The 22,434-nt window shown below is 58.5% G+C and carries 21 protein-coding genes; 11 read left to right on the plus strand and 10 right to left on the minus strand.

Features of this window, described 5'->3' with window-relative positions; all coding sequences use genetic code 11:
• Positions 1–237 precede the first annotated feature (237 nt).
• Positions 238–591 (minus strand): hypothetical protein, encoded by a 354-nt coding sequence (locus HMCN_RS18615; protein WP_081801447.1) that lies wholly within the window; start codon positions 589–591, stop codon positions 238–240.
• Between HMCN_RS18615 and HMCN_RS18620 the strand changes: the two genes are divergently transcribed.
• Positions 590–832: a hypothetical protein gene (locus tag HMCN_RS18620; RefSeq protein ID WP_193366400.1), complete on the plus strand. Its 243-nt coding sequence runs from the start codon at positions 590–592 to the stop codon at positions 830–832. The genes HMCN_RS18615 and HMCN_RS18620 overlap by 2 nt on opposite strands.
• A 27-nt stretch (positions 833–859) precedes the next feature.
• On the opposite strand, the gene HMCN_RS18625 is transcribed toward HMCN_RS18620, so the two are convergent.
• The 3 genes from HMCN_RS18625 to HMCN_RS0107820 all read right to left on the minus strand — a co-directional run bounded on the left by HMCN_RS18625 (position 860) and on the right by HMCN_RS0107820 (position 1,978).
• Entirely contained in the window at positions 860–1,018 is a 159-nt protein-coding gene (locus tag HMCN_RS18625) for a DUF3309 family protein (protein WP_035626282.1), read from the minus strand.
• A 112-nt stretch (positions 1,019–1,130) separates the two neighbouring features.
• Positions 1,131–1,679: a hypothetical protein gene (locus HMCN_RS0107815; RefSeq protein WP_025916855.1), complete on the minus strand. Its 549-nt coding sequence runs from the start codon at positions 1,677–1,679 to the stop codon at positions 1,131–1,133.
• An 86-nt stretch (positions 1,680–1,765) separates the two neighbouring features.
• Positions 1,766–1,978 carry a CsbD family protein gene (locus HMCN_RS0107820; RefSeq protein ID WP_025916856.1) on the minus strand — a complete coding sequence of 71 codons (213 nt, stop codon included), beginning with the start codon at positions 1,976–1,978 and terminating at the stop codon, positions 1,766–1,768.
• 500 nt (positions 1,979–2,478) lie between these two features.
• On the opposite strand from HMCN_RS0107820, the gene HMCN_RS0107825 reads away from it, so the two are divergent.
• From HMCN_RS0107825 to HMCN_RS0107835, 3 genes are all read left to right on the plus strand, one after another.
• A complete protein-coding gene (locus HMCN_RS0107825; RefSeq protein WP_369792143.1) occupies positions 2,479–2,691 on the plus strand; it encodes a glycine zipper 2TM domain-containing protein in 213 nt (70 codons plus the stop codon).
• A 139-nt stretch (positions 2,692–2,830) separates the two neighbouring features.
• Entirely contained in the window at positions 2,831–3,025 is a 195-nt protein-coding gene (locus HMCN_RS0107830; protein WP_202962653.1) for a hypothetical protein, read from the plus strand.
• Positions 3,026–3,684: 659 nt separating this feature from the next.
• Complete coding sequence (locus HMCN_RS0107835) at positions 3,685–4,596, plus strand: class I SAM-dependent methyltransferase (protein ID WP_155837472.1); 912 nt, start codon at positions 3,685–3,687, stop codon at positions 4,594–4,596.
• 297 nt (positions 4,597–4,893) lie between these two features.
• Here HMCN_RS0107835 and HMCN_RS0107845 read toward each other — a convergent pair whose 3' ends face one another.
• Positions 4,894–6,387: a PLP-dependent aminotransferase family protein gene (locus HMCN_RS0107845; RefSeq protein WP_025916861.1), complete on the minus strand. Its 1,494-nt coding sequence runs from the start codon at positions 6,385–6,387 to the stop codon at positions 4,894–4,896.
• Positions 6,388–6,686: 299 nt separating this feature from the next.
• Between HMCN_RS0107845 and gabT the strand changes: the two genes are divergently transcribed.
• The 7 genes from gabT to HMCN_RS0107880 all read left to right on the plus strand — a co-directional run bounded on the left by gabT (position 6,687) and on the right by HMCN_RS0107880 (position 15,672).
• Positions 6,687–7,952: a 4-aminobutyrate--2-oxoglutarate transaminase gene (gabT, locus tag HMCN_RS0107850; protein WP_025916862.1), complete on the plus strand. Its 1,266-nt coding sequence runs from the start codon at positions 6,687–6,689 to the stop codon at positions 7,950–7,952.
• 449 nt (positions 7,953–8,401) lie between these two features.
• Positions 8,402–9,514: an ABC transporter ATP-binding protein gene (locus HMCN_RS0107855; RefSeq protein WP_025916863.1), complete on the plus strand. Its 1,113-nt coding sequence runs from the start codon at positions 8,402–8,404 to the stop codon at positions 9,512–9,514.
• A gap of 39 nt (positions 9,515–9,553) precedes the next feature.
• On the plus strand, positions 9,554–10,594 hold the full coding sequence (locus HMCN_RS0107860) for an ABC transporter substrate-binding protein (protein ID WP_025916864.1): 1,041 nt from the start codon (positions 9,554–9,556) through the stop codon (positions 10,592–10,594).
• Positions 10,595–10,825: 231 nt separating this feature from the next.
• Complete coding sequence (locus HMCN_RS0107865; RefSeq protein ID WP_051566835.1) at positions 10,826–12,106, plus strand: ABC transporter permease; 1,281 nt, start codon at positions 10,826–10,828, stop codon at positions 12,104–12,106.
• A 14-nt stretch (positions 12,107–12,120) separates the two neighbouring features.
• Complete coding sequence (locus HMCN_RS0107870) at positions 12,121–12,957, plus strand: ABC transporter permease (RefSeq protein WP_025916866.1); 837 nt, start codon at positions 12,121–12,123, stop codon at positions 12,955–12,957.
• Positions 12,958–12,978: 21 nt separating this feature from the next.
• Positions 12,979–14,433, plus strand: a complete 1,455-nt coding sequence (gene gabD, locus HMCN_RS0107875) for an NADP-dependent succinate-semialdehyde dehydrogenase (protein ID WP_025916867.1) — start codon at positions 12,979–12,981, stop codon at positions 14,431–14,433.
• 273 nt (positions 14,434–14,706) lie between these two features.
• A complete protein-coding gene (locus HMCN_RS0107880) occupies positions 14,707–15,672 on the plus strand; it encodes a helix-turn-helix domain-containing protein (RefSeq protein WP_025916868.1) in 966 nt (321 codons plus the stop codon).
• 12 nt (positions 15,673–15,684) lie between these two features.
• Here HMCN_RS0107880 and HMCN_RS0107885 read toward each other — a convergent pair whose 3' ends face one another.
• The 5 genes from HMCN_RS0107885 to HMCN_RS0107905 form a co-directional block, all read right to left on the minus strand.
• The gene (locus HMCN_RS0107885; protein ID WP_081801449.1) at positions 15,685–16,329 is read right to left on the minus strand and encodes a MarC family protein; all 645 of its coding nucleotides are present in this window, start codon (positions 16,327–16,329) and stop codon (positions 15,685–15,687) included.
• Between the two features lie 71 nt (positions 16,330–16,400).
• Entirely contained in the window at positions 16,401–16,691 is a 291-nt protein-coding gene (locus tag HMCN_RS0107890) for a cupin domain-containing protein (RefSeq protein WP_025916870.1), read from the minus strand.
• Positions 16,692–16,907: 216 nt separating this feature from the next.
• Positions 16,908–18,263, minus strand: coding sequence for a cytosine permease (locus HMCN_RS0107895; RefSeq protein WP_025916871.1), 1,356 nt, complete (start codon positions 18,261–18,263; stop codon positions 16,908–16,910).
• A gap of 215 nt (positions 18,264–18,478) precedes the next feature.
• Positions 18,479–20,566, minus strand: a complete 2,088-nt coding sequence (locus tag HMCN_RS0107900; protein WP_025916872.1) for a hydantoinase/oxoprolinase family protein — start codon at positions 20,564–20,566, stop codon at positions 18,479–18,481.
• A gap of 42 nt (positions 20,567–20,608) precedes the next feature.
• A complete protein-coding gene (locus tag HMCN_RS0107905; protein ID WP_025916873.1) occupies positions 20,609–22,360 on the minus strand; it encodes a hydantoinase B/oxoprolinase family protein in 1,752 nt (583 codons plus the stop codon).
• Positions 22,361–22,434 lie beyond the last annotated feature (74 nt).

Consider the following 22,434-nt stretch of genomic DNA (forward strand, 5'->3'; position numbering starts at 1 on the left):
AATAAGCGCCTGAATAATGGCCGGTATTTCACAATAAGGCTGAGTATAAGTAAAAATATGCAGTATTCCGCAGATATTTAATGCGGTTTTAAAAATACGCACGGCAGTATGTGTGAATGGCCGGTGCGCCGAGCGGCAGCGTTCGATCCATACTGACTGCTTGGTCGTGGAAGACGGCAAAGTAACAAGCAGTCCGTCTTGGCCGCCATGGAGAAGATTTTTTCCCAATATTGAGATCTATGGAATTTCGACCGTAATGAATAGCATCAGCCCTCTGCCTCCGATATTGCCGGGCATGTTTTTTGCGTAAGTAAGCATTATCCTGGGATTGGCGTCGCCAAATGACATCAGCGGTATGGCAACACGGTAGGGGGTAGGCAGAGAACGATTAAGAACCCCCACTTTTTGCAGATTTGTTATCCATTGATGGCGGTCGTAGTTGCGATGTTCTTCGGAGCCTTCGGCGTACGAAGGGCTGGCGTCAAGCGCCAGACTCACTGGCCACTGCGTAGAAGCTTTTTCCGTACTGAATGCCTGCTGCGCCCAGGCGCAGTGTGCTAAAACTGCAAAAAACCAAGGAATAGAGAGCATGAGCCAAGTGTGCAGCCAACTGCTCCAGACCAAGTACTTGTGCAGCCGTGCTGGGCCGGAAGTGATCCGCCATCTCGGCCGCAAGAGCAAACGCAAGCGGCAGATGAGCAACAGCAAGATCGATCTGGTAAAAAAAATTGCTGGACAAGGGGGCGCCACCGCGCGATGTGGTCAAAAATCTCGTAGTGCCCGTGCCAACGCTGTACTGTTGGATTCCAGCCGGGCCTCCAAAAATCAATAAGCCGGTTCGCCGTTCCATCTGTCGACTTCAGAGCCGCCCCAGCAGCAGCAGAATGAGCAGAACCACGACCACAATGCCAATAATCCCGCTCGGAAAATAGCCCCAGCTTTGACTGTGGGGCCAACTCGGTAGCGCGCCGATCAGGATCAGGATCAGTACGATCAGCAGGATGGTTCCGATACGCATGTGAGCCTCCTCTATTTATTGGATAGCCGACAGCAGCCCATCGGCATCCTTTTTTAACTGAATACATGGCACTAATGGAACGGTACGCGCGAGCAGAATTTTGACTGCGGACTCATTTCCCATACTTCGACTTGGCCGCCGCGACGCACGCATCCTTGGCAGGGCCGGCTAAGGAATCGCACTTTTCGGTCGCTACTTTGTAATCGGCGTCGCGCTTGTCATCCTTCGCTTCCGATTTCACTTCGCCGATTTTCTGGCTGGATTTTGCGTCGACGACTGCCTTGGTGTGCGCTGCCTTGGCTTCCTCCATGCAGACGTCTTTGGCGTTCCCGGTTTGGGCGTTGCATTTCTGCTTGGCCACCGCATAGTCTCCATCGGCCGCGGCAATGCGCGCCTTCATATGTTCTTTGGGGGTATTTTTATACTTGGCTTCCGCTTCCGCCTTGCTACGTTTTTCAGCTGCCTTGGCTTCTTCGATGCAGACATCCTTCGGATTTCCGCTCAAGGCATCGCATTTGGCGCGCGCCTCCTTGTAGGTTGCGGTGGCGCTGTTCTTGGCCGCCTTATAGGCAGCTTTCGCTTCATTGGTCGCGGCGCAGGCCACTGTGACAAAACCGAAAGCGATCGCGCCGAGTAAAAGGTTTGCGAGTATTTTTTTCATTTTTATTCCTCTGAGTTTTGATGGTCACTTGAACGGGTTATCAAAACACCCGCCCCGTATTGCACTGCGTTGTCGTCAACAAAAACTCATGGCCGATAATCCTTGTTGCGCTCTTCGAAATCCTTGATCTGCTTTTCAGCCTCATCCTTGCCGATGCCATAGGTTTCCTGGATTTTTCCAGCGAGCTGATCGCGTTTGCCTTCGATCCGATCGATGTGGTCATCGGTGAGTTTGCCCCACTGCTCCTTGATCTTGCCCTTGAATTGCTTCCAGTTTCCTTCGATAAGATCCCAATTCATTTCAATCTCCTTTGAGTAACGCAATCCAATCCAACCGGCATTGACAAACTGCTCGGATAAGTCTGTGCGCGCTTCGGCAATCGCTTTTGATGCGCGTCAATCCAGATTGAATTTTATGGCTAGCCCATATCAAGAAGGCACGCCTTGCGCATGTGCAAATCGATGCTTTTTATTAAAAATTTCATAAAAATCAACTTGTTACGTATTTTTATGCCCGGCCTTGGTTTTAGGCAGTAATGTGTCGCATTAAATTCAAGATTGACTACAATTGGTTATATCAATCCAATCGACAATAACTGATCCGCATATCGTAGGTCGAGAGGGCAACAATAGTTAATGCGACTAAACCAGGGAAAATGCAGGATGTACGCGGGCGGTGCAAAGGATTATTGCCAGGATTGAGCGAAGGCGCATTTTGGTAGTTTGTAAGCCGCACTTGCCGGTACGGTACGAAGCATCGGAAGCATAATGTTCGAGAAGGAGGTGGTTTCATGAAAGCGATGAAGCGATTCGTGTTCAGTGCAATTGCCGTAGCAATGTTCGTTGGCTTGGCTGGTTGTTCTGGGATGTCAACGCAGGGTAGGAATACGGCTATCGGCGCAGGTGCCGGCGCCGTCGGAGGCGCGATTCTTACTGGCGGCAGCACGGCCGGAACTATTGGCGGCGCAGCCGTCGGCGGCGTCATCGGGCACGAGGTCAATAAACCAAAATGATGACAGACGTGCAATGTGCATGAGATAGCCGGCCCGTGCATCGCGGGCGCTTTTTATCAAGACCGTGATCCCAAAAGCTATATTGATCGTATCGCTCACTGCAGCTTTTGGGTGAAGGGGCCACGAGGAGCTACAAATGATGAAACTCAGCAAAATCATTAGCGGAATCTTGACCATGAGTGTGGTGCTGGTAGCGCTATCCGGCTGTCAGAAGCCGGAAGGTCCGGCCGAGCATGCTGGCAAGGAAGCCGACAAGGCAGTAGAGAAGGCTGGACAGCAGATCGAAAAAGCCGGCAATAGCATCCAGGATGCGGCTAAGGGCGACAAGAAGTAACTGTTGCACGGGGTGTCATGGCAACGATCAGAATTGAACGTGGTTCGTTCGGCACATCAAGATCCTCACGCAACCCGATCGCAGCCTTTTTACATCGCACCGGCTTCAGGCTGGGGGCGTCGGTCGATTTCAAGGACTTTATGCGGGATGCGCTGATCGACCCCGCGCCAGGAGTCACGATGCCGCAAACGGCCGGGAATCTTGCGAAGAGATACAGTATTAACACAAACCGAGGTCGACAATTTCGCGTCCCTGTCGTTTGAATGAGCGGTTCGAGCGAGCGGTACGCGCTCGTGAGGACGGCTTCCATCCCGGCGAGATCGTTCCATAAATGAAACGTTTGAGTTGGGCGGTTATGCAGTGCAATGCTTGGCATTCAATTGGTCGGCAAGGTGTCCAAAATTACACACGATACGCATGCACGTCTGTCTCTGGTAGAAACCCCGGCGAAACTGCGGCCGTCGGGGCGCCGACGGAAATTATGAGCATTGGCCCAGCGCCGGCCAAGTTTCATGAGGAAGTGGATAGCGTCGCCCACATATGGCCGTGCTGAAGGACTGCAAAGGGTCGAATACAGCCCGTAGCCATCAGAAATCGTTTCTTGATGAGCGGGCTGGAACGATGCGCTACACTTGATTACTGCAAGAATGGAGAGCGAAATGACCTTAAAATTTATTACTTGCCGAATCAATTCAAACGTAAATCTTTCAATCGCGCTGCTTGTGTCGGCAATGTTCGCGCTGAGCGCTTGCGCGGATATGACAACGACTAGGTCGGCGTCATCGGACACGTCCGTGCTCACCAAGGAGCGCATTGCCAAGATCATCGCCAGCCCGGATCGTAGCGCGGCTGATCGAACCAATGACATGCGCCGCAAACCGGATCAAATGCTTGCATTCATCGGGGTGCACCCAGGCATGGTTGCGTTGGATCTGAGTGCTAGTGGTGGCTACACGACCGAACTACTGGCCCGTGCGGTTGGACCCACCGGGCGGGTGTACGGGCAAAGTGCGCCACGCGGTCCGGACAGCTCTGCGCGACAGCCTGTGGCGCCGGAGGGGGCTTCTGCTACAACTGCACCCAGCACGCAGATCGCGTCGAATGCGCCGCCGCCGGCCGTCCGCCTGACCTCACCGCAGGCCCTGGCTGAACGCGCCAAGAATCCGGTGGTGGCAAATATCATTCCGGTCGTGCGGAAATTTGAAGACCCTATTCCCCCGGAAGTTGCATCAAATGGGCTGGATCTCGTGACGTTAATGTTCAATTATCACGATCTCGGCCACATGGGTGTGGATCGTGCACGCATGAACAGGGCTGTCTTCGCTGCACTTAAGGGGGGAGGCATGTATGTCATAGCCGATCACTCGGGTCGACCCGGTACTGGAATTTCGGAGTCGGGCACATTGCATCGCATTGAAGAAGGCTTCCTTCGCCAGGAAGTGGAATCGGCTGGATTTAAACTGGTGGGCCAAGGGAATTTTCTGCGCAATCCGTCAGACCCCCGCGACAAGAATACGCCAGAACCACCGCAACCCAAGGATGAGTTTGTCCTGAAGTTTGCCAAGCCTTAAGGCCACCTCTTAAAACCTACCCTATTATTAATTTGGCTGGGTAAGTAAAATTCTGAATCCAGAACTTGCGTAGCGACCGATGATGATGCCCAAGCCCAGCTTGTTTGCTGAAGAAGAACGTGGCAATCGACGTGCAAAGATGGGCGGCCCGCTGATGGGCCTGTCCGAACATGTTGACTTCATCGCGTTAGCCGCAGGCACCGATACCGCATCGCCACGTCCGTCGCGTGCCAAAGGTGGCCGGACACCGTACCTGACGGCTCTGATGATTAAGATCCTGGTGCTGGTGAACCGGCGTTACGCCGGCCAGTGTTTTTTGATGATGCCGGCCAGCTTGTCGAAGGCCGGCGCGATCTGTTCGTTGGGGACGCAGGCATAGCCCAGCATCAGGCCGCGCCGCGCGTTGGCAGCCTGCATGTAGTAGCCCGACAACGGCCGGGTAATGATGCCGGCTGCGCGCGCTTCACTGCAGATGGTCAGGTCGTCGCAGCCGGGCGGCAGATGCAGCGCCAGATGCAGTCCGGCATCGCCGTCCGAAAAATCGATGGCATCGCCGAAATGATGCTTGACCGCCTGCTGCAGCAAGTGCAGGCGCTCGCCGTACAACACCCGCATGCGCCGGATGTGCGAGGCAAAATATCCTTGCGTCATGAAATCGGCCAGAATTGCCTGCATGAACACCTGGCCGCCGCGGTACAGCTCGGAGTGGCCGGTGACGAAGGCTTCCGACAAGGTTTCCGGCACCACCAGGAACCCGATGCGCAAGCCGGGAAAGGTGGTCTTGCTGAAGGTGCCCATGTACAGCACGCGATCGTGGGTATCGAGTCCCTGCAATGACGCCAGCGGCCGGCTGCCGTAGCGGAATTCGCTGTCGTAATCGTCTTCCATGATCCACGCCTTATGGGCGGCCGCATATTCCAGCAGCAGGCGCCGGCGCGACAGGCTCATCACGGTGCCCAGCGGGTATTGATGCGATGGCGTCACAAAGATGAAGCGCGGCGGCTGCGCCGGATGCAAGCCATCGGACTGAGGCACTTGCATGCCCTCGGCGTCGACCGGAATCGGCACCGGCTCGATGCCGAGCGACTGGCAGACGCTGCGGGTGCCCCAGTAGCACGGTTCTTCGACCCAGGCGCGGTCGCCGTGCTCGCCCAGCAGCTTGGCGGCCAGATCGATCGACTGGTGGATGCCGGTGGTAATGATGATCTGGCCGGTGCGGCAATTGACCGAGCGCGCTACCCGCAGGTATTCGGCAATCGCTTCCCGCAACGGCAGGTAGCCGCCGCCCTGGTCGTAGGTCAGCAACTCGGCGCGCGAACGGCGCCAGTGCTTGTTCTGCAAGCGGCTCCACACTTTATTCGGAAATTGCGTGACATCCGGCACCCCCGGCATGAACGCGCCCCACTGCAGCGGACTGACGCCGGCGCGCCGGATCAGGTGCGCGCCGCGCACAGACAAGCCGACATGGCCGGCCTGCTCGTTGTCGTTGCGGCTGCTGGTGAGGGCATCGACAATCTGATCCGGCACCGTATCGGCGATGAAGGTGCCGGCGCCGGCGCGCGTTTCCAGATAGCCCTCGGCGATCAGTTGTTCATAAGCATGGGTGACGGTATTGCGCGACATTGCCAGTTCGCGCGCCAGTTCGCGCGAGGACGGCAGTTGCAGCCCGGTCGGCAACTGGTGCGACAGGATTGCTGCGCGCAGCACTTGGTAAATCTGGCGGTTGACCGGCCCGCCGATGGCGCGGTCGATGCGCTGCAATACAAAATCCGGTAACGAGGCGATTCGCAAAGTGGCTCCATCAAATAATCCAAACTGGCTCTGAAGTATAACGCCAGAATCCTATTAATATGATCCCACGCAATTACAAGTGGAATCGATGCGATATCGGCATTCAGCCCGCCGCCTCCCCTGATGATTCAGCGATGCGATGGAGTATGTTTATAAACACCATGCCTCCCACATAATTTGCGTGCGGTACTGAAAAATACAGCACACAGTATATTTACTTGTCAGAAACGCCTGTGGCGGGCGCTGGCGATGCCGGCGAATTGCGCTGCAACTACAACATTACTGGAGATATCATGGAATTGAGCAACCAAGCCCTGCAGAAGCGCAAAGAAGCCGCCACCGTGCGCGGCGTCGGCGTAATGACCCAGATCTATGCCGATCATGCCAAGAATTCCGAAGTATGGGATGTCGAGGGCAAGCGCTATATCGACTTCACCGGCGGCATCGGCGTGCTCAACACCGGCCATTGCCATCCGAAAGTCATCGCTGCGGTGGAAGCCCAGCTGCACAAATTTACCCATACCTGCTTCCAGGTATTCCCGTACCAGGGCTATGTCGAGCTGGCGGAAAAGCTCAACCAGATCACGCCCGGCAATCACGCCAAGCGCACCGCGCTGTTTTCGACCGGCGCCGAGGCGGCCGAAAATGCGGTGAAGATTGCCCGCGTCGCCACCGGCCGCAGCGGCATCATCGCCTTCTCCGGCGCATTCCACGGCCGCACCATGATGGGCATGGCGCTGACCGGCAAAGTGGTGCCGTACAAGGCCGGCTTCGGCCCGTTCCCGTCCGAGGTCTATCACGCGCCGTTCCCGGTGGCGCTGCATGGCGTGTCGGTGGACGATTCCCTGCAGGCGCTGGACCGGTTGTTCAAGGCCGATATCGACCCGAAACGGGTTGCCGCGATCATCATCGAGCCGGTGCAGGGCGAGGGCGGCTTCTATCCGACGCCGCCGGAATTCATGCGCCAGCTGCGCGCGATTTGCGATTTGCACGGCATTCTGCTGGTGGTCGATGAAGTACAGAGCGGCTTTGCCCGCACCGGCAAGATGTTTGCCATTGAGCATTACGATGTGGTGCCGGACATGATGATGATGGCCAAGAGCCTGGCTGGCGGCTTCCCGCTGTCGGCCCTGACCGGCCGCGCCGAAATCATGGATGCAGCCAATCCGGGCGGTCTGGGCGGTACCTACGCCGGCAATCCGCTGGCAGTGGCGGCGGCGCTGGCGGTGATCGACGTGATTGAGGAAGAAGGCTTGGTGGCGCGCGCCAACGAGCTTGGCGCGCAATTGCGCAGCACGCTGGAAGGCTTGCGCTCCGAAGTGCCGGAAATCGCCGATGTGCGCGGCTTGGGCGCGATGGTCGCGGTCGAATTCAACCAGCCCGGCAGCAAGCAGCCGAATCCGGACTTCGCCAAGAAAGTGCAGGCCAAGGCGCTCGAGCAAGGCCTGGTCCTGCTGACTTGCGGCATCCATTTCAACGTCATCCGCTTCCTGATGCCGCTGACGATCCAGCCGGAAGTGTTTGCAGAAGGCTTGCAGAAATTGGCGCTTGCGATGAAGGCATAAACCGCCGCGGCAACCGGCCCCGCGCGCGGGGCCGGTTGCCGCGCAAGGATGAGAGCAATCAGCATTGCCGGCCTTGACTGATCTGAACCAATGGAGACGCACCATGCATCACACGCCAGCCTTGCCGCACGCGGCCACAGTTCTGGCTGGCCAGTGCGCCGCGCGATCCGTCAGGAGCGCCGCGTGCCGCACACATGATCACATCCCATTCGCTTCCGGGCACAACGCCCGTTCTGACATCAGCAGGTTTGTCGCAACTCAAGACGGCACAGTGGTAAAAAACGTAGTATCGGCAGCCAATGTCCGGGCCGGATGAGGAATTTTGAAGCGGCATCCAGCATTCCGGTGCTGCAGTAAGATTGATGCGTCGCCCCGATTAAAGGGCGGCAGCAGTTTTTTTGATGGATGAATAAGGTTCGGCAGATTTCTGGCGTCATGGAGACACAATTTTGAATCAGGCAAATACCGCAGTGCATGCAACGCGCGACACGCTGGTCGCATTTAACGGCGTCAAGAAGACTTACGATGGCGAAAATCTGGTCGTTAAAAATCTGAACCTGGATATCGAACGGGGCGAGTTTCTGACCCTGCTGGGGCCGTCCGGCTCCGGCAAGACCACCTGCCTGATGATGCTGGCCGGTTTCGAATTTCCTACCGGCGGCGAAATCCGTCTTGATGGGCAATTGCTCAACAAGGTGCCGCCGCACAAGCGCAACATCGGCATGGTGTTCCAGAACTACGCGCTGTTCCCGCACATGACGGTGGGCCAGAACGTCGCGTACCCGCTGCAGGTGCGCGGCCTGGCTGCCGGCGAGCGCGCCGAGAAGGTCAAGAAGGCGCTCGACATGGTGCAGATGGGCAAGTTTGCCGAACGCTATCCGGCCCAGCTGTCCGGCGGCCAGCAGCAGCGCATCGCGTTGGCGCGCGCGCTGGTGTTCGATCCCAAGCTGGTGCTGATGGACGAGCCGCTGGGCGCGCTCGACAAGCAGTTGCGCGAACACATGCAGCTGGAACTCAAAGCCTTGCACCAGCGGCTCGGCGTCACTTTCGTCTATGTTACCCATGATCAAAGCGAAGCGCTGACGATGTCGGACCGGGTCGCGGTATTCGATCAGGGCATCATCCAGCAACTGGCGGTGGTCGATCGCCTGTACGAGTATCCTGAAAACCAGTTCGTGGCCGGCTTCATCGGTGACAACAACCGCTTTGCCGGCAGCGTCGAATCCGTATCCGGGGAGCGCGCCACGCTGCGCCTGGTGGACGGCTCGGTACTCACCGGTACTAATGCCAACGCCGCATCGGCGGGGCAGGCGGCGGTCGCCTGCATCCGCCCCGAGCGCATCCGCCTGGCGCCGCTGGACGCGGGGGCGCCGAACGCGCTGCGCGTGTCCGTCGCCGGCCTGATCTATTTCGGCGACCATGTCCGGGTACGCTGTGCATTGCCGCATCAGGACGATTGTTTCGTCAAGCTGACTCTCGGCGACCCGGCGCTGGCCGGATTGACGGAAGGCACGCAAGTGGCGCTGGACCTGGATCCGGAGCGCTTGCGCATTTTCATCTAGTTTTTACCACCCCGAACCATAAAATATAGAGGAGTTGCAATGAGACTGTTATTCAAACCCATTCTGGCGTCGGCGGCATTGTCAGTCGGCTTGGTCGGCTTCACGCACGCGGCCGAAATCACGGTCGTCAACTTTGGCGGCGCCAACGGCAACGCGCAAAAAGCAGCGTACATCGAGCCGTTCGAAAAAGCGACGGGCAATAAAGTGGTGATGGTCGAATACAACGGTGAGCTGGCCAAAGTCAAGGCCATGGTCGAAACCAAAAAAGTCAGCTGGGATGTGGTGGAAATCGAAGCAGGCGTGATCGGCCGTGCTTGCGAAGAAGATTTGCTGGAAAAAATCGACTACAGAAAAATCGGCAAAAAATCCGATTTCATGCCGGAAGCGATCCACGAATGCGGCGTCGGCACCTTCGTGTGGTCGACCGTGCTGGCGTATAACGCCGACAAGCTCAAGACTGCGCCGACCGGCTGGGCCGATTTCTGGAACGTCAAGAAATTCCCCGGCAAGCGCGCGATGCGCAAGGGTGCGCGCTATAACCTGGAATTCGCGCTGATGGCCGACGGCGTGCCGACCAAGGATGTCTACAAGGTGCTGGCAACCAAGGCCGGCGTCGAGCGCGCGTTCAAGAAACTCGACGAGCTCAAGCCTAACATCCAGTGGTGGGAAGCCGGCGCGCAGCCGCCGCAATTCCTGGTGGCCGGCGACGTGACGATGACCACCGCCTACAACGGGCGCATCGATTCCGCCCAGCGCGAAGGCAAGAACCTGCAGGTAGTCTGGGCCGGCAGCATCTACGATCTGGACTACTGGGCGATTCCAAAGGGTTCGCCAAACAAGGCCGCAGCCGAGAAATTCATCGCTTACGCCAGTTCGCCTGAAGCGCAAAAGAACTATGCCGGCAAGATCGCTTACGGTCCTACCAACCTTGGCACAATGAAGTTGCTGGATGCCAAGGTTCAGGCGAATCTGCCAAGCTCGGCAAAAAATGCCAAGGATGCGGTTGAGAATAATCTGAAATTCTGGACCGATCATGGCGAAGACCTGGAGCAGCGCTTCACCGCCTGGGCTGCCAAGTAAGCTTCATGCAGTAGGGCGATGGGGCGGAGTGCAATCCGCGCGGCGACGATTGTTCTGTGCGGGTTCCGTCCGTCCCATCTGCTGTTTGCGTTTGGTTTGGCGCTCAATATGTACGCCAAATAAGTCGTCTCCTCGCCCGTCGCGCGCCCCACTGGGCTGACGCGTGACGGGGTTTGATGCTGCTCACGGCGGTGCTGCGGGCAGTACTTTTATTTTCCGGTATTTTCAATTATGAGTTCACTGGCATCTGGCATAGCATTGGACGCGGCCGCAATCGAGCCCTCCGTGCCGCAGCTCAAGCGCGACTTGCGCCGGGCGCAACTGCGCAAGCGCACCATGGCGCTGGCGCTGATTGCGCCGCTGGCGATTTTCTTGATGATCACCTTTGTGGTGCCGATCGCGGTCCTGCTCAAGCGCGCGATCGAAAACCCGGAAGTGGCCACGACCCTGCCGCACACCGTTGCCGCCTTGTCGCACTGGGACCGCAAGGAAATGCCGGGCGACGCCGCTTTCGTTGCGCTGGCGCAGGATCTGACCCTGGCCAAGCAGCAAAATACCGCCGGCACGCTGGCGCGGCGCATTAATAGCGAACTGCCAGGTGCCCGTTCTGTAATCCTGAAAACGATGCGGGCGATGCCGCCGGTCGATGCCGACGGCAAGCCGGTTCCGGCATCCGGCATCCGGCAGGCATTGATCGAACTCGATGAACAATGGGGGCAACCGGAATTCTGGCGCGTGATCGCCAAGAACGGCTCCAAATATTCAGCCTATTACCTGCTGGCCTCGGTCGACCTGCAACAGGACAGCATGGGCCACATTACAAAAATACCGGAAGACATGTCGGCCTACCGGGAAATTTTCGGTCGCACCTTCTGGATCAGCCTGGTGGCTACCCTCTGCTGTCTGGCGATCGGCTATCCGCTGGCGTACTGGCTCTCGACCATGCCGGAGCGGCGCGCCAACCTGTTCATGATCCTGGTGCTGATCCCGTTCTGGACCTCGATCCTGGTGCGGGTCGCGGCCTGGATCGTGCTGCTGCAGTCGGAAGGGCTGGTCAACAAGGCGCTGATGGCGCTGGGCCTCACGCAAGCGCCGCTGGAACTGCTGTTCAACCGCATCGGCGTGTATATCTCGATGACCCACATCCTGCTGCCGTTCATGATCCTGCCGCTGTACAGCGTGATGAAAGCGATCCCGCCGACCTATATGCGCGCTGCGGTTTCGCTCGGCAGCCATCCGTTTGCCGCCTTTTGGCGCGTGTACGTGCCGCAAACCTATCCCGGCATCGGCGCCGGCGGCCTGCTGGTATTCATCCTGGCGCTCGGCTACTACATCACGCCGGCTCTGCTGGGCGGCCCGAACGAGCAGATGGTCAGTTATTACGTGGCCTACTTCACCAACGTGACCATCAACTGGGGCATGGCCAGCGCGCTCGGCGCCTTGCTGTTTGCCGCCACCCTGGTGCTGTACGGCGTCTACCGGCGCTTCGCCAAAATTGAAGTCAGCATGTAACCGGGATCACTATCATGAAAACTTCCCTGCCTTTATTTCCGCCTTATGTCTCGCTGCTCGAGCGCGTCTGGTTCTTTTTCCTGCGTGGCTTCAACGTGCTGGCATTGGTATTTCTTCTGTTGCCGATTCTGGTGATCATGCCGCTGTCGTTTTCGGACAGTACCTTCCTGTCCTATCCGATCCCCGGCTATTCGCTGCGCTGGTACCAGAATCTGATCCAGTCCGAAGACTGGATCCGCGCTGCCAAGAACAGCTTCATCGTCGCGCCGCTGGCGACCATTCTGGCGACCGTGCTCGGCACGCTGGCCGCGGTCGGCCTGAACAAGGCCAACTTCCCCTTCAAGGGCTTGCTGATGGCGGTGCTGATTTCGCCGATGGTGGTGCCGGTGGTGGTGGTCGGCGTCGGCATGTATTTCTTCTTCGCCAAAATCGGCCTAGCCGACAGCTACACCGGCCTGATCCTGGCCCATGCGGCGCTGGGCGCGCCGTTCGTGGTGACCACGGTATCGGCCACACTGCAAGGCTTCAACCACAACCTGGTGCGCGCCAGCCTGAGCCTGGGTGCCGGACCGTTGCAGACCTTTTTCCGCATCACGCTGCCGGTGATTGCGCCGGGCCTGATTTCCGGCGCGTTGTTCGCGTTTGCCACCTCGTTCGATGAAGTCGTCGTTACGCTGTTTTTGGCCGGGCCGAGCCAGTCGACCTTGCCGCGCCAGATGTTTACCGGCATCCGTGAAAGCATCAACCCGACCATCGCCGCACTGGCGACCATCCTGATCGTGTTTTCCACCTGCCTGCTACTGGTTCTGGAATGGCTGCGCGGCCGCAACAAGGCTGCCGCCAGAATTTAACCCACCTTACGGAGATTTTTTATGCTGCAATTACAAGACCCATCGCTGTTGCAACAACAAGCGTATCTGGACGGCAAATGGTGCGATGCCGATGACGGCAGCACGATCGCCGTGACCAATCCTGCCACCGGTGAAGTGTTGGGCACGGTGCCGAAGATGGGTGCGGCCGAAACCCGCCGCGCAATCGAGGCCGCCAATGCCGCCTGGCCGGCCTGGCGCAAGAAAACCGCCAAGGAGCGCAGCGCCGTCCTGCGCAAGTGGAACGACCTGATGCTGGCCAATGCCGATGACCTGGCGCTGATCATGACCGCCGAGCAGGGCAAGCCGCTACCGGAAGCTAAAGGCGAAGTGTTGTACGCCGCCTCGTTCATCGAATGGTTCGCCGAAGAAGCCAAGCGCATCGCCGGCGAAACCTTGCAATCGCCGTGGCCGGACCGCCGTTTGCTGGTGGTCAAGGAGCCGATCGGCGTCTGCGCGGCGATCACGCCGTGGAACTTCCCGTCCGCGATGATCACCCGCAAGGCCGGCCCGGCACTGGCGGCAGGCTGCCCGATGGTGGTCAAGCCGGCCGAAGCGACCCCGTTCTCGGCGCTGGCAATGGCGGTACTGGGCGAACGGGCCGGGATTCCGGCCGGGATCTTCAGCGTCATCACCGGTTCCTCGCGCGCCATCGGCGGCGAGATGACCAGCAACCCGATCGTGCGCAAACTGACGTTTACCGGCTCGACCGAAGTCGGCCGCCTGCTGATGGCGCAAAGCGCGCCGACCATCAAGAAACTGTCGCTGGAGCTGGGCGGCAATGCGCCGTTCATCGTGTTCGACGATGCCGACCTGGATGCCGCGATCGAAGGCGCGCTGGCCTCGAAATACCGCAATGCCGGCCAGACCTGCGTCTGCGCCAACCGCCTCTATGTGCAGGATGGGGTGTATGACGCGTTTGCCGCCAAACTGGTGGCGGCGGTGGCCAAGCTGAAGGTTGGCAACGGCCAGGAAGCGGGGGTCACGCAAGGGCCGATGATCGATGTCAAGGCGATCGAAAAAGTCGAAGAGCATATTGCCGATGCGCTGGCCAAAGGCGGCCGCCTGCTGGCCGGCGGCAAGCGCCATGCGCTCGGCCACAGCTTTTTCGAGCCGACCATCATCGCCGACGTCACCACCGAGATGCGGGTGGCCAAGGAAGAAACCTTCGGCCCGCTGGCGCCGTTGTTCCGCTTCAAGACCGAGGAAGAGGTGCTGGCGCAAGCCAACGATACCGAATTCGGTCTGGCCAGCTATTTCTACACCCGCGACATCGGCCGCGCCTGGCGCGTCGCCGAAGGCCTGGAGTCCGGCATGGTCGGCATCAACAGCGGCCTGATTTCGAATGAAATCGCACCGTTCGGCGGCGTCAAGCAGTCCGGCCTGGGACGCGAAGGCTCGACCTACGGCATGGATGACTATCTGATCATCAAGTACATGTGCATGGGCGGAATCTGATTCTTGCTGCAACGGGCGCCTCAGGCGCCCGTTTTTGCACGTACAGGGGACATATTTGAAGTTGCAGGAAAAACCTGGACATATTACTGGCGCTGCATGCGCCCCGGGTCTGATTGCCATGTTGGTTCTATTGTCTGCAGAACCGAAAATGTTAATCTTAAATCTTGAAATCAGCGGTAAAAGGTAGAAAATAGCGATAAGAAATAAGATGCAGCTGGCAGGCCGCTATGCCGATCCGGTGCGGCGATGCGCAGCTGAGTGCAGGAGACAAAGATGTATCAGCGATACACGACTAATGGAGCGCCGGGACAACTCCATCACCGGTACTGGCAGGAGGTAATCGGCAACACCTATTTCAATTTGCAATTGCGCTTTCCGCAGGCGGACAATTTTGAAGGGATGCTCGAGTCCTGGAAAATCGGTGCGGTATCGATTTCACGATTGCAGTCGAATGCGCTTTGCTATGAGCGGCTGCGGCCCGATTGCCAGAAAGAGGAAGAACATTTCCTGGTAACAATCCCGGAACAGACCAGCATAGAATTTACGCAATTCACCAGAAGCGTTGTATGCCAGCCCGGAAACTTCGTTCTGGAGCACAGCAACGAGCCGTACCAGTTCGGATACGGAAAAGCGAATGCGATGTGGGTGGTGAAATTACCGGGCAGCATACTGCGCAACCGGATTCGCAATCCCGACCGGTTTTGCGCGATGCAGTTCGATGTCTTGTCAGGTATCGGCATGCTGTTTCATGACTACCTGCAACTTATCGTCCGGCACAAGGAGCATCTGGCCCAATCGATTGCGCCTGTGATGGGCCAGCAGCTGATGGAGTTGCTGGCAGCGACTCTGGAAGCCGATCCCCGGATCTTGCATTCGAATAATTCCGCGGTGCGTTGCGCGCACCTGAGACGGGTCGAGGAGTTTGTGCGGCGCAACTTGTCCGACCCCGACCTTACGCCGGAGCGAATCGCCAAATCGTGTGCGATTTCGACCCGCTATCTGCACTTGCTGTTCAAGGAAACCGATCAAACCGTATCGCAATGGATGCGGGATCTGCGCTTGCAGGCGGCCCATGAGCATTTGTGCCGCTCCACCGGCAGTACCCAGATCGGACAAATTGCATATCAATGGGGTTTTTCGGATCAGGCCCAGTTTTGCAATGCGTTCAAGCAGAAATTCGGCTTGAAGCCGAGCGAGTTGCGCAAACAAAACGTCCGTGAAATTGTTGTGGAAAAGTAACCGTCGTGCCGCTTACCCAAGCCCGGGCAGCAATTCCTTGATGCCTTTTGCCAGCAACTGCACCGCAATCGCGGTCAGGGTGACGCCGGAAATCCGACTCAGGATGGCCAGGCCGCCCGGCCCCAGCAGGGTGCCGAGGGGTTTGGCAAAATACAGGGTCAGCCCTGCCAGCGCGCCAAAAATCACGCACACGCAAGAAATCCCGACCAGATCAATGATTGAGTTAAATCGTCCGGCGGTTGCGATAATCAGGGAAACCATCCCGGCCCCGACCGAAAGGGGAAACACGATCGGCACTGCAACCAAGGCGCGCCAGTCGTCTCGGCCGGGTTTGCTTGCCTTATCCAGTTCAATCGGCGAAATTCCCTGCCCCAGCATGATCGGCAAAGCCGACAGCAGCAATGCGATACCTCCGGCCATGGTCAGTGCTGGAACCGTAATGCCGAGCACGACCAGCAAAAACTGGCCGGCCCAGGCAAACACCGTCAATACGGCCGCGATGAAAATGCCCATCCGAACCGCGATTTTTTTCTGTATCAGGGCCGGAAACGGGTAGGTCAATAAAGCGAACGGCCCGATCACGGCAGGGGGGCTGAACAGCGATACCAAGCCGGTCAGCAACAGCACAAGGTCATGAATTTGTATCGTTATCCACATGATTGCAAGCCTGTTTCGTAGTGCGCGGATGGCCTTGGATATGCTTCTTTGCCCGGCCCACCGGATGCCGGTTACGGTTTCAGTTCGATCTCGACGAAGACGAATTCATGCGGATTGATATTGACCACATTGTGCTCGGTGCCGACGCTGCGGGTGTACGACTGGCCGGCGGTAATGTCGACGGTGCGGTTGCCGTCCTTGATTTCCAGCAGCAGCTGGCCGCTGGTCTGCGGCACCACCACATAGTCGTAGCCGTGGCAGTGCCAGCCGGTTTCGGCGCCGGGCGGGAAGCGCCATTCGGTCACGGTGACGCGCTGATTGTCGATTTGTACGGTCGGTATTGCCGCTACGCGCTGCTGCATTGCTGTACTCCCTGGTGTGAATGAAATGCTTCGGTTGGATTTCGATCCGCCTGCGACCGCCAGCCCTGGCGCGATGCGGCGCTCGAGCGGCGTGCGGAAAAATGCTTGGTGGAGTGAAAAATGAGCCGGTTTGTGCCGGTTTGTTTGTTGGAAGGCTGTGATATGCGGGAGTTTTCGCTCCCGCATACGGATACGCACCGATGGCCTGAGCCTGGATTAGCAGCCCTGAAGCACGAACCACTGTTTCTTGGCGCGCGTCAGCATCAGCGCATAGGTCGCGATCGACACCACAAAAGTTGCCGGTGCTGAAAAAGTTTCCAGGCCGCCGCTGGCATGCATCAACGCCAGGCCCACCGCCGTACCCAAAAACCATGCGGTAAGCCCGCACGGATTGAAGGCCGGCACCCGTTCATGGTGACATTCGATCCGGCCGGAGAACATCTTGTCGTAAGTCGATGACAGGATATGCGTGAGCGCCACGCCGACCCACGCCACCACAAACACGCCCTGGTAAGCCAGTGCCTGCAGGATGTAGCTGAACACGTTGACCAGCATCATCACGTATACCAGCACACCGACCACGATTGCCCACATCCACTTGGGCAGCTGAATTCCAAAAATATTCTGGAAAAATGCCTCCATGTTGACTGCGGCCAGATAGAAATTCGCGGTATTGATGCGCGTCTGCGTGACCCAGACGAATACCAGGCCCCAGATCCCCATCAGCTTGAGCAGGCCGAGCACAATCGATACTTCGCTCAGGCCGCCTTCGGTCTTGATGGTGGTTGCCAGGAATATGCCGATCACGCCGTTGATGACGAACGTGAACAGGTAGAAAGGCATGCCGAAATTGAAGTTGGCATGGTAGCTTGCATCTTCCTGGCGGCCGAAGCGCGCATAGTCGAAGGTGTACATCATCAGTATCCAGACACCCATGAAGTAGGTGAAGCAATTCCACCAGCCATGGCTGACTTCGCCGCTTTGCGGGCCGACATTCAGCCACGCATTGCTGTAGCCGTATTCGGAAACGGTCAGAACCACTGCGGCGATCAGGCCGATGATGTAAAACGGCAGCAATACGCCGTTGAGTTTGTCAAGCCAGGTCTGGATGCTGCCGAAAATCAGGATCACGCTATACACGACCACGATCAGATAGGCCAACTTGATGCTGGCTCCGGGGAAGTAATCGTGAATCGCCATCGCGATCACCGAACCTTCGAACACCGAGAAATACACCGCAGTGGCAAAGAAGATCAGGGTCGCCAGCGCGGCCCCGAAGTTGCCGAACAATACCCTGGAAAACAGGGCCACCGAAAGGCCGGTCCTGATTGCATAGCGGCTGATCACGCTATTGATCAAGCCGTATGCAATGACCGACAGCACCATGCCGATGATGGCGTTGCGGGTGCCGAACTGGATCGCCAGCGTCGCCGCCACCACGATGTAAAACATCGCGCTGCACACGCCCCACCATGCCATGGTCAGCGCCCCTTTCTGCATTCGTTCATTGGATGGTACGGGTGCTGCGGTGTAGTCCGAATCACCTGCCGAATTTTCAATCTTGCCAGCCATATTGCCTCCGAATTGTATGAGAATAAATTATCTAATTTGCCATCCTGTACTGCGGCTAATTACGATCTCTTTCCGGCCTGATCGTCAAAACGAAGCGGGTTGATGTAGCTTGCCGGTTGGCGGGAAATCCTGCGTTGGGTGCTTGCCATGTTTGTCTCCTTGCTTTTTATCTGCTCCGGCCCGCAGGCCGGGTTGTTTTTTACTGAGGGTGCAGCTCAGTCCGTTTTCTGGTCCCGGTAGGTAATGACGTAGGTGCCGCTGGCATCGAGCCGGGCATGCCAGCCCGGATTTATCACGATGGTGGTGGTAACTTCCTCGATCACTGCCGGACCGCTCAGCGCATCGCCGGCGCCGAGCAGTTCGCCGTCATACACCGGGGTATGGAGCGCCATGCCGTCGCTGGAGAAAATCATGTCGCGATGGGTCTTGATGGCGTTTTTCGCCTGCTTGCCCAGCGCGATGGTGGGCGGTACCAGAGGCGGGTTGCGGCCATATACGGTGCTTTCGATGTTGACGATCTCCACCATGCTTTGCGGCTCGCTATAGGTGAACAACTGTTCATGCAGCGTGTCGAAGGCAGCCCGGATCGTGGCTATGGTGCTGTCATTGACCGGAAGTTCGCCGATATCGACCGCACATTCATGCACCTGGCCGACATAGCGCATGTCCATGCTGCGCCGCATGGCGATGCGCTCGCGCGGGATGCCGTCCTGCTCCAGCGCGCTTGCCGCGTTTTTCTCCAGTTCGGCAAAGCGCTGCTCGACCCGCGCCAGATCGACCCGCTCGTCCAGGCGCATCGGGCACGCCGCCATGTAGTTGTACTTGATGTCGGACAGAATTTGACCGAATGCGCAGAGGCCGGACGCCAATTTCGGCACCAGTACCGTCGTGATGCCGATTTCCCGGGCCAGTGCGGTGATGTGCAGGCCGGTTGCGCCGCCGGCGCCGATCAGGGCGAAATCGCGCGGGTCGTAGCCGCGTTCGATCGAGACGCGGCGGATGCCGTTGACCATGTTGTTGTTGACGATGCTGTAGATGCCGTAGGCTGCTTTTTCGACCGAAATGCCGAGCGGCTTGGCGATGTGATCGAGAATCGCCTGGCGCGCGCCGGCACTGTCGACTTGCAGCCGCCCGCCCAGCAAGGAAACCGGATTCAGGTAGCCCAGCGCGACATTGGCGTCGGTCACGGTCGGCTCGGTGCCGCCGCGCATGTAGCATACCGGGCCGGGGCTGGCGCCGGCGCTTTGCGGACCGACATTCAGCAAGCCCATCGAGTCGATCCAGGCGATCGAGCCGCCGCCGGCGCCGAGGGTTTCGACCTGGATCATCGGGGTGCCAATCCGGTAGCGCAGGAAATCGATATCCTTGCTGACATTGGTCACGCCATTCTTGGTCAGCGTCATGTCGAACGAGGTGCCGCCCATGTCGACCGTGATGATATTGTCGAAGCCGAGCGGCCGGCTGACGTACAGGCCGGCCTGCGGCGCCGAGGCCGGGCCGGAATTGATCGCGTTGACCGCGCGCGACACCATCGCGTCGTGCGAAGCCATGCCGCCGTTCGACTGGTAATAGCGCACCGGCGTCTTGGTGCCGTGGTCCTTGAAGAACTGGTCGATTTTGGTGACGTAGCGTGCCAGCACCGGGCCCAGATAGGCATTCGTCACTGCGGTCGAGGTGCGGGTGTATTCGCGCATCTGCGGATAGACTTCCAGCCCGACCGAGACGTAGACCTCCGGCAGCATTTCACGCACGATTTCTGCTGCGCGCCGTTCATGCTGCTCGTTGGCGACCGACCACAGGAAGGAAATCGCGACCGCTTCCACGCCCTCGGCCTTGAAGAAAGCGCAGGCGGCGCGCACATCGCCTTCGTTCAGCGCCGTCTTGATGCTGCCGTCGCTTAACACACGCTCCCGCACCGGCCGGCGCAGATAGCGCTCCACCAGCATTTTGGCAGGCGGATACTGGCCGTCGTAGCGATGGCCTTCTTCCTTGTGGCCGAGGCGGATTTCGATCGAATCCTCGTGGCCGGCAGTGCAAATCAGGCCGGTTTTCACGCCCTTGTGCTGGATCAGTGCGTTCAGCCCGACGGTGGTGCCGTGCACGCACAGTTCGGTATTGGCGAGTATCTGTGCGACCGGCTTGTCCAGCGCGGCGGCGATTTGCTGCAAGCCGTCGGCGATTGCCCTGGTGCCGTCCTCCGGCGTCGAGGTGGCCTTGAATAAGCGTACATTGCCGTCCTGATCGGCCAGCACGAAATCCGTGAAAGTGCCGCCTGCATCCACACCTAATCGATATTGTTTCATTTGTCTCTTCCTCTGGTTATGTCGTGGAGTATTTTTTGCGTATCAGCCACGCGCTGCGCGCAGCTTGCGGGTCGCCTCTTCCTGCACCGTGAAATTGGCCGGGTCGATTGCCACCCCGTATTCCGCGCGCGCCGCTTGCAGCGACACGAAGCCGTTGCGCACATCGGCTGCGACTTGTTGCGGGTCGCGCTCGAATGCTTTGCCCCAACCGCCGCCGCCCGGGTTGGAGGTGGCGACCCGCTTGCCATCCTGGATGGTCAGGATGGTGTTTTTCTTCAGCACTTCCAGTACCTGGTCGCCATCTTTCAGCTCGATGCAGCCGACCTTCAGCTCGGGGCAGGAGCTTTCGGCACCGTTTGCGCCCAGCGCCGGATAGTGGCGGCCTTCGCCGAAACTGATGACGGTCATCTCGTGGCCGAGCGGCTCCACTTCCCACACCGTGCCGCAGCCGCCGCGGTATTTGCCGGCACCGCCGCTATCCTGGATCAGGCTGTAGCGGTGGATCTGGATCGGATACGAATATTCCAGCGTTTCGATATCGCCGGAGAACAGTGCGCCGAAACAGCATTGCGGCCCGACCGAGTGCCAACCATCCATGTAAGCGGTGGCGCCGGCTCCGGAAATCAGCGAAGCCAGCACCATCGTCACGTACTCCTCGTTGTTGCGCGGGTCGAAGCCGGCAATGTTCACGCCGCTCGAATGGCCCCAGGAGCCGACTGCGCGTTCCGGCGCGAATTGTTCCAGCGACAGCCGCACCGCATCGGCCAGCGTCTCCATCGGGGTGGTGGTGCAATTCACATGCGGCGCCGGCTCCAGCGCATTGCACAGCGTGCCCTTGGGGCCGAGATCGACCGAAATGCAGCGGTACAGGCCTTCGTTGTACGGCGGATCGATTTGCGCAAACATCATCAGGCCCAGATACACGCCAGAGATCGAATTGCCTTCGTACGAGTTGATGAAATACGGGATTTGCGGCGGGCTGGAAATCGTGATCCGGCATTCGTCGCCGGCCACCGTGACTTCGGCGCCGATGGTGATTTCGCCAAAACCGTGACCCGCATCTTCCAGCTTGGCGGTGGCGGAAAAAGTACCGTCCGGCAAGCTGCGGATCAAATCGCGCATGTGGCGGTCCGCCATGTCGAGCAAGGCATCGACGCAGCCCTGCACAGTCTCGATGCCGTACTTGTCGAGCAGCGCAATCAGGTTGCGCGCGCCGACCGTGACTGCACCCAGCTGGGCCCGCAAATCGCCTTCCTGATCGCGCCGCGAACGCATATTGGTCAGCATGAAATTGATCACGTCGTTGCGCGCCACGCCCTTGTCCCACAGTTTGACCGGCGGAATGCGCAAGCCTTCGGCGTAAATTTCCTTGGCGTCCGGGTTGTAGCCGGCCGGCACCGGGCCGCCGATGTCGGTCACATGGCCTTTGCAGACGGTCCAGAACACCAGTTCGCCTTTATAGAACACCGGCTTGTACATGCAGCAATCGACGATATGGCTGCCCTTATAGGCCGGGTCGTTGTGGTAAATGATGTCGCCGTCGTGGATGTCGTCGCCGAAATACTCGGCCACGCATTTCATGGCCGGAATCAGGCCGCCCAGATGAATCGGGATATCCTGCCCCTGCAGGATCATTTCCGGGCGATGGTTGAAGATCGCATTACTGTAATCGTGCGCGACATTGAAGACGCTGGAGCGGGCAGTCTTTTCCAACGTCATAGTCATTTCGCGCTGGGTAGTCTCGAGCACGCCACGCACTACCGCCAGCGTGATTGGATCGATTTTCTGGTTCATTTGCAGTCTCCGTCTAACTTGATTGATGTGGTGTTGCCTGCGTGCAGCAGGGGCTTGCGGCACCCGTTGCATGC

Origin of the sequence: Herminiimonas sp. CN, from assembly GCF_000622895.1 — a bacterium.
Classification (GTDB): domain Bacteria; phylum Pseudomonadota; class Gammaproteobacteria; order Burkholderiales; family Burkholderiaceae_D; genus AVCC01.

Bases quoted from the DNA above. Each gene is read 5' to 3' on its own strand.
- HMCN_RS18620 (WP_193366400.1), top strand. From the start codon at position 590: ATGAGCCAAGTGTGCAGCCAACTGCTCCAGACCAAGTACTTGTGCAGC.
- HMCN_RS18625 (WP_035626282.1), bottom strand. From the start codon at position 1,018: ATGCGTATCGGAACCATCCTGCTGATCGTACTGATCCTGATCCTGATC.
- HMCN_RS0107890 (WP_025916870.1), bottom strand. From the start codon at position 16,691: ATGCAGCAGCGCGTAGCGGCAATACCGACCGTACAAATCGACAATCAG.
- HMCN_RS0107815 (WP_025916855.1), bottom strand. From the start codon at position 1,679: ATGAAAAAAATACTCGCAAACCTTTTACTCGGCGCGATCGCTTTCGGT.
- HMCN_RS0107905 (WP_025916873.1), bottom strand. From the start codon at position 22,360: ATGAACCAGAAAATCGATCCAATCACGCTGGCGGTAGTGCGTGGCGTG.
- HMCN_RS0107865 (WP_051566835.1), top strand. From the start codon at position 10,826: ATGAGTTCACTGGCATCTGGCATAGCATTGGACGCGGCCGCAATCGAG.
- HMCN_RS0107895 (WP_025916871.1), bottom strand. From the start codon at position 18,263: ATGGCTGGCAAGATTGAAAATTCGGCAGGTGATTCGGACTACACCGCA.
- HMCN_RS0107880 (WP_025916868.1), top strand. From the start codon at position 14,707: ATGTATCAGCGATACACGACTAATGGAGCGCCGGGACAACTCCATCAC.
- HMCN_RS18615 (WP_081801447.1), bottom strand. From the start codon at position 591: ATGCTCTCTATTCCTTGGTTTTTTGCAGTTTTAGCACACTGCGCCTGG.
- HMCN_RS0107870 (WP_025916866.1), top strand. From the start codon at position 12,121: ATGAAAACTTCCCTGCCTTTATTTCCGCCTTATGTCTCGCTGCTCGAG.
- HMCN_RS0107835 (WP_155837472.1), top strand. From the start codon at position 3,685: ATGACCTTAAAATTTATTACTTGCCGAATCAATTCAAACGTAAATCTT.
- gabD (WP_025916867.1), top strand. From the start codon at position 12,979: ATGCTGCAATTACAAGACCCATCGCTGTTGCAACAACAAGCGTATCTG.
- HMCN_RS0107900 (WP_025916872.1), bottom strand. From the start codon at position 20,566: ATGAAACAATATCGATTAGGTGTGGATGCAGGCGGCACTTTCACGGAT.
- HMCN_RS0107830 (WP_202962653.1), top strand. From the start codon at position 2,831: ATGAAACTCAGCAAAATCATTAGCGGAATCTTGACCATGAGTGTGGTG.
- HMCN_RS0107860 (WP_025916864.1), top strand. From the start codon at position 9,554: ATGAGACTGTTATTCAAACCCATTCTGGCGTCGGCGGCATTGTCAGTC.
- HMCN_RS0107825 (WP_369792143.1), top strand. From the start codon at position 2,479: ATGAAGCGATTCGTGTTCAGTGCAATTGCCGTAGCAATGTTCGTTGGC.
- HMCN_RS0107885 (WP_081801449.1), bottom strand. From the start codon at position 16,329: ATGTGGATAACGATACAAATTCATGACCTTGTGCTGTTGCTGACCGGC.
- HMCN_RS0107820 (WP_025916856.1), bottom strand. From the start codon at position 1,978: ATGAATTGGGATCTTATCGAAGGAAACTGGAAGCAATTCAAGGGCAAG.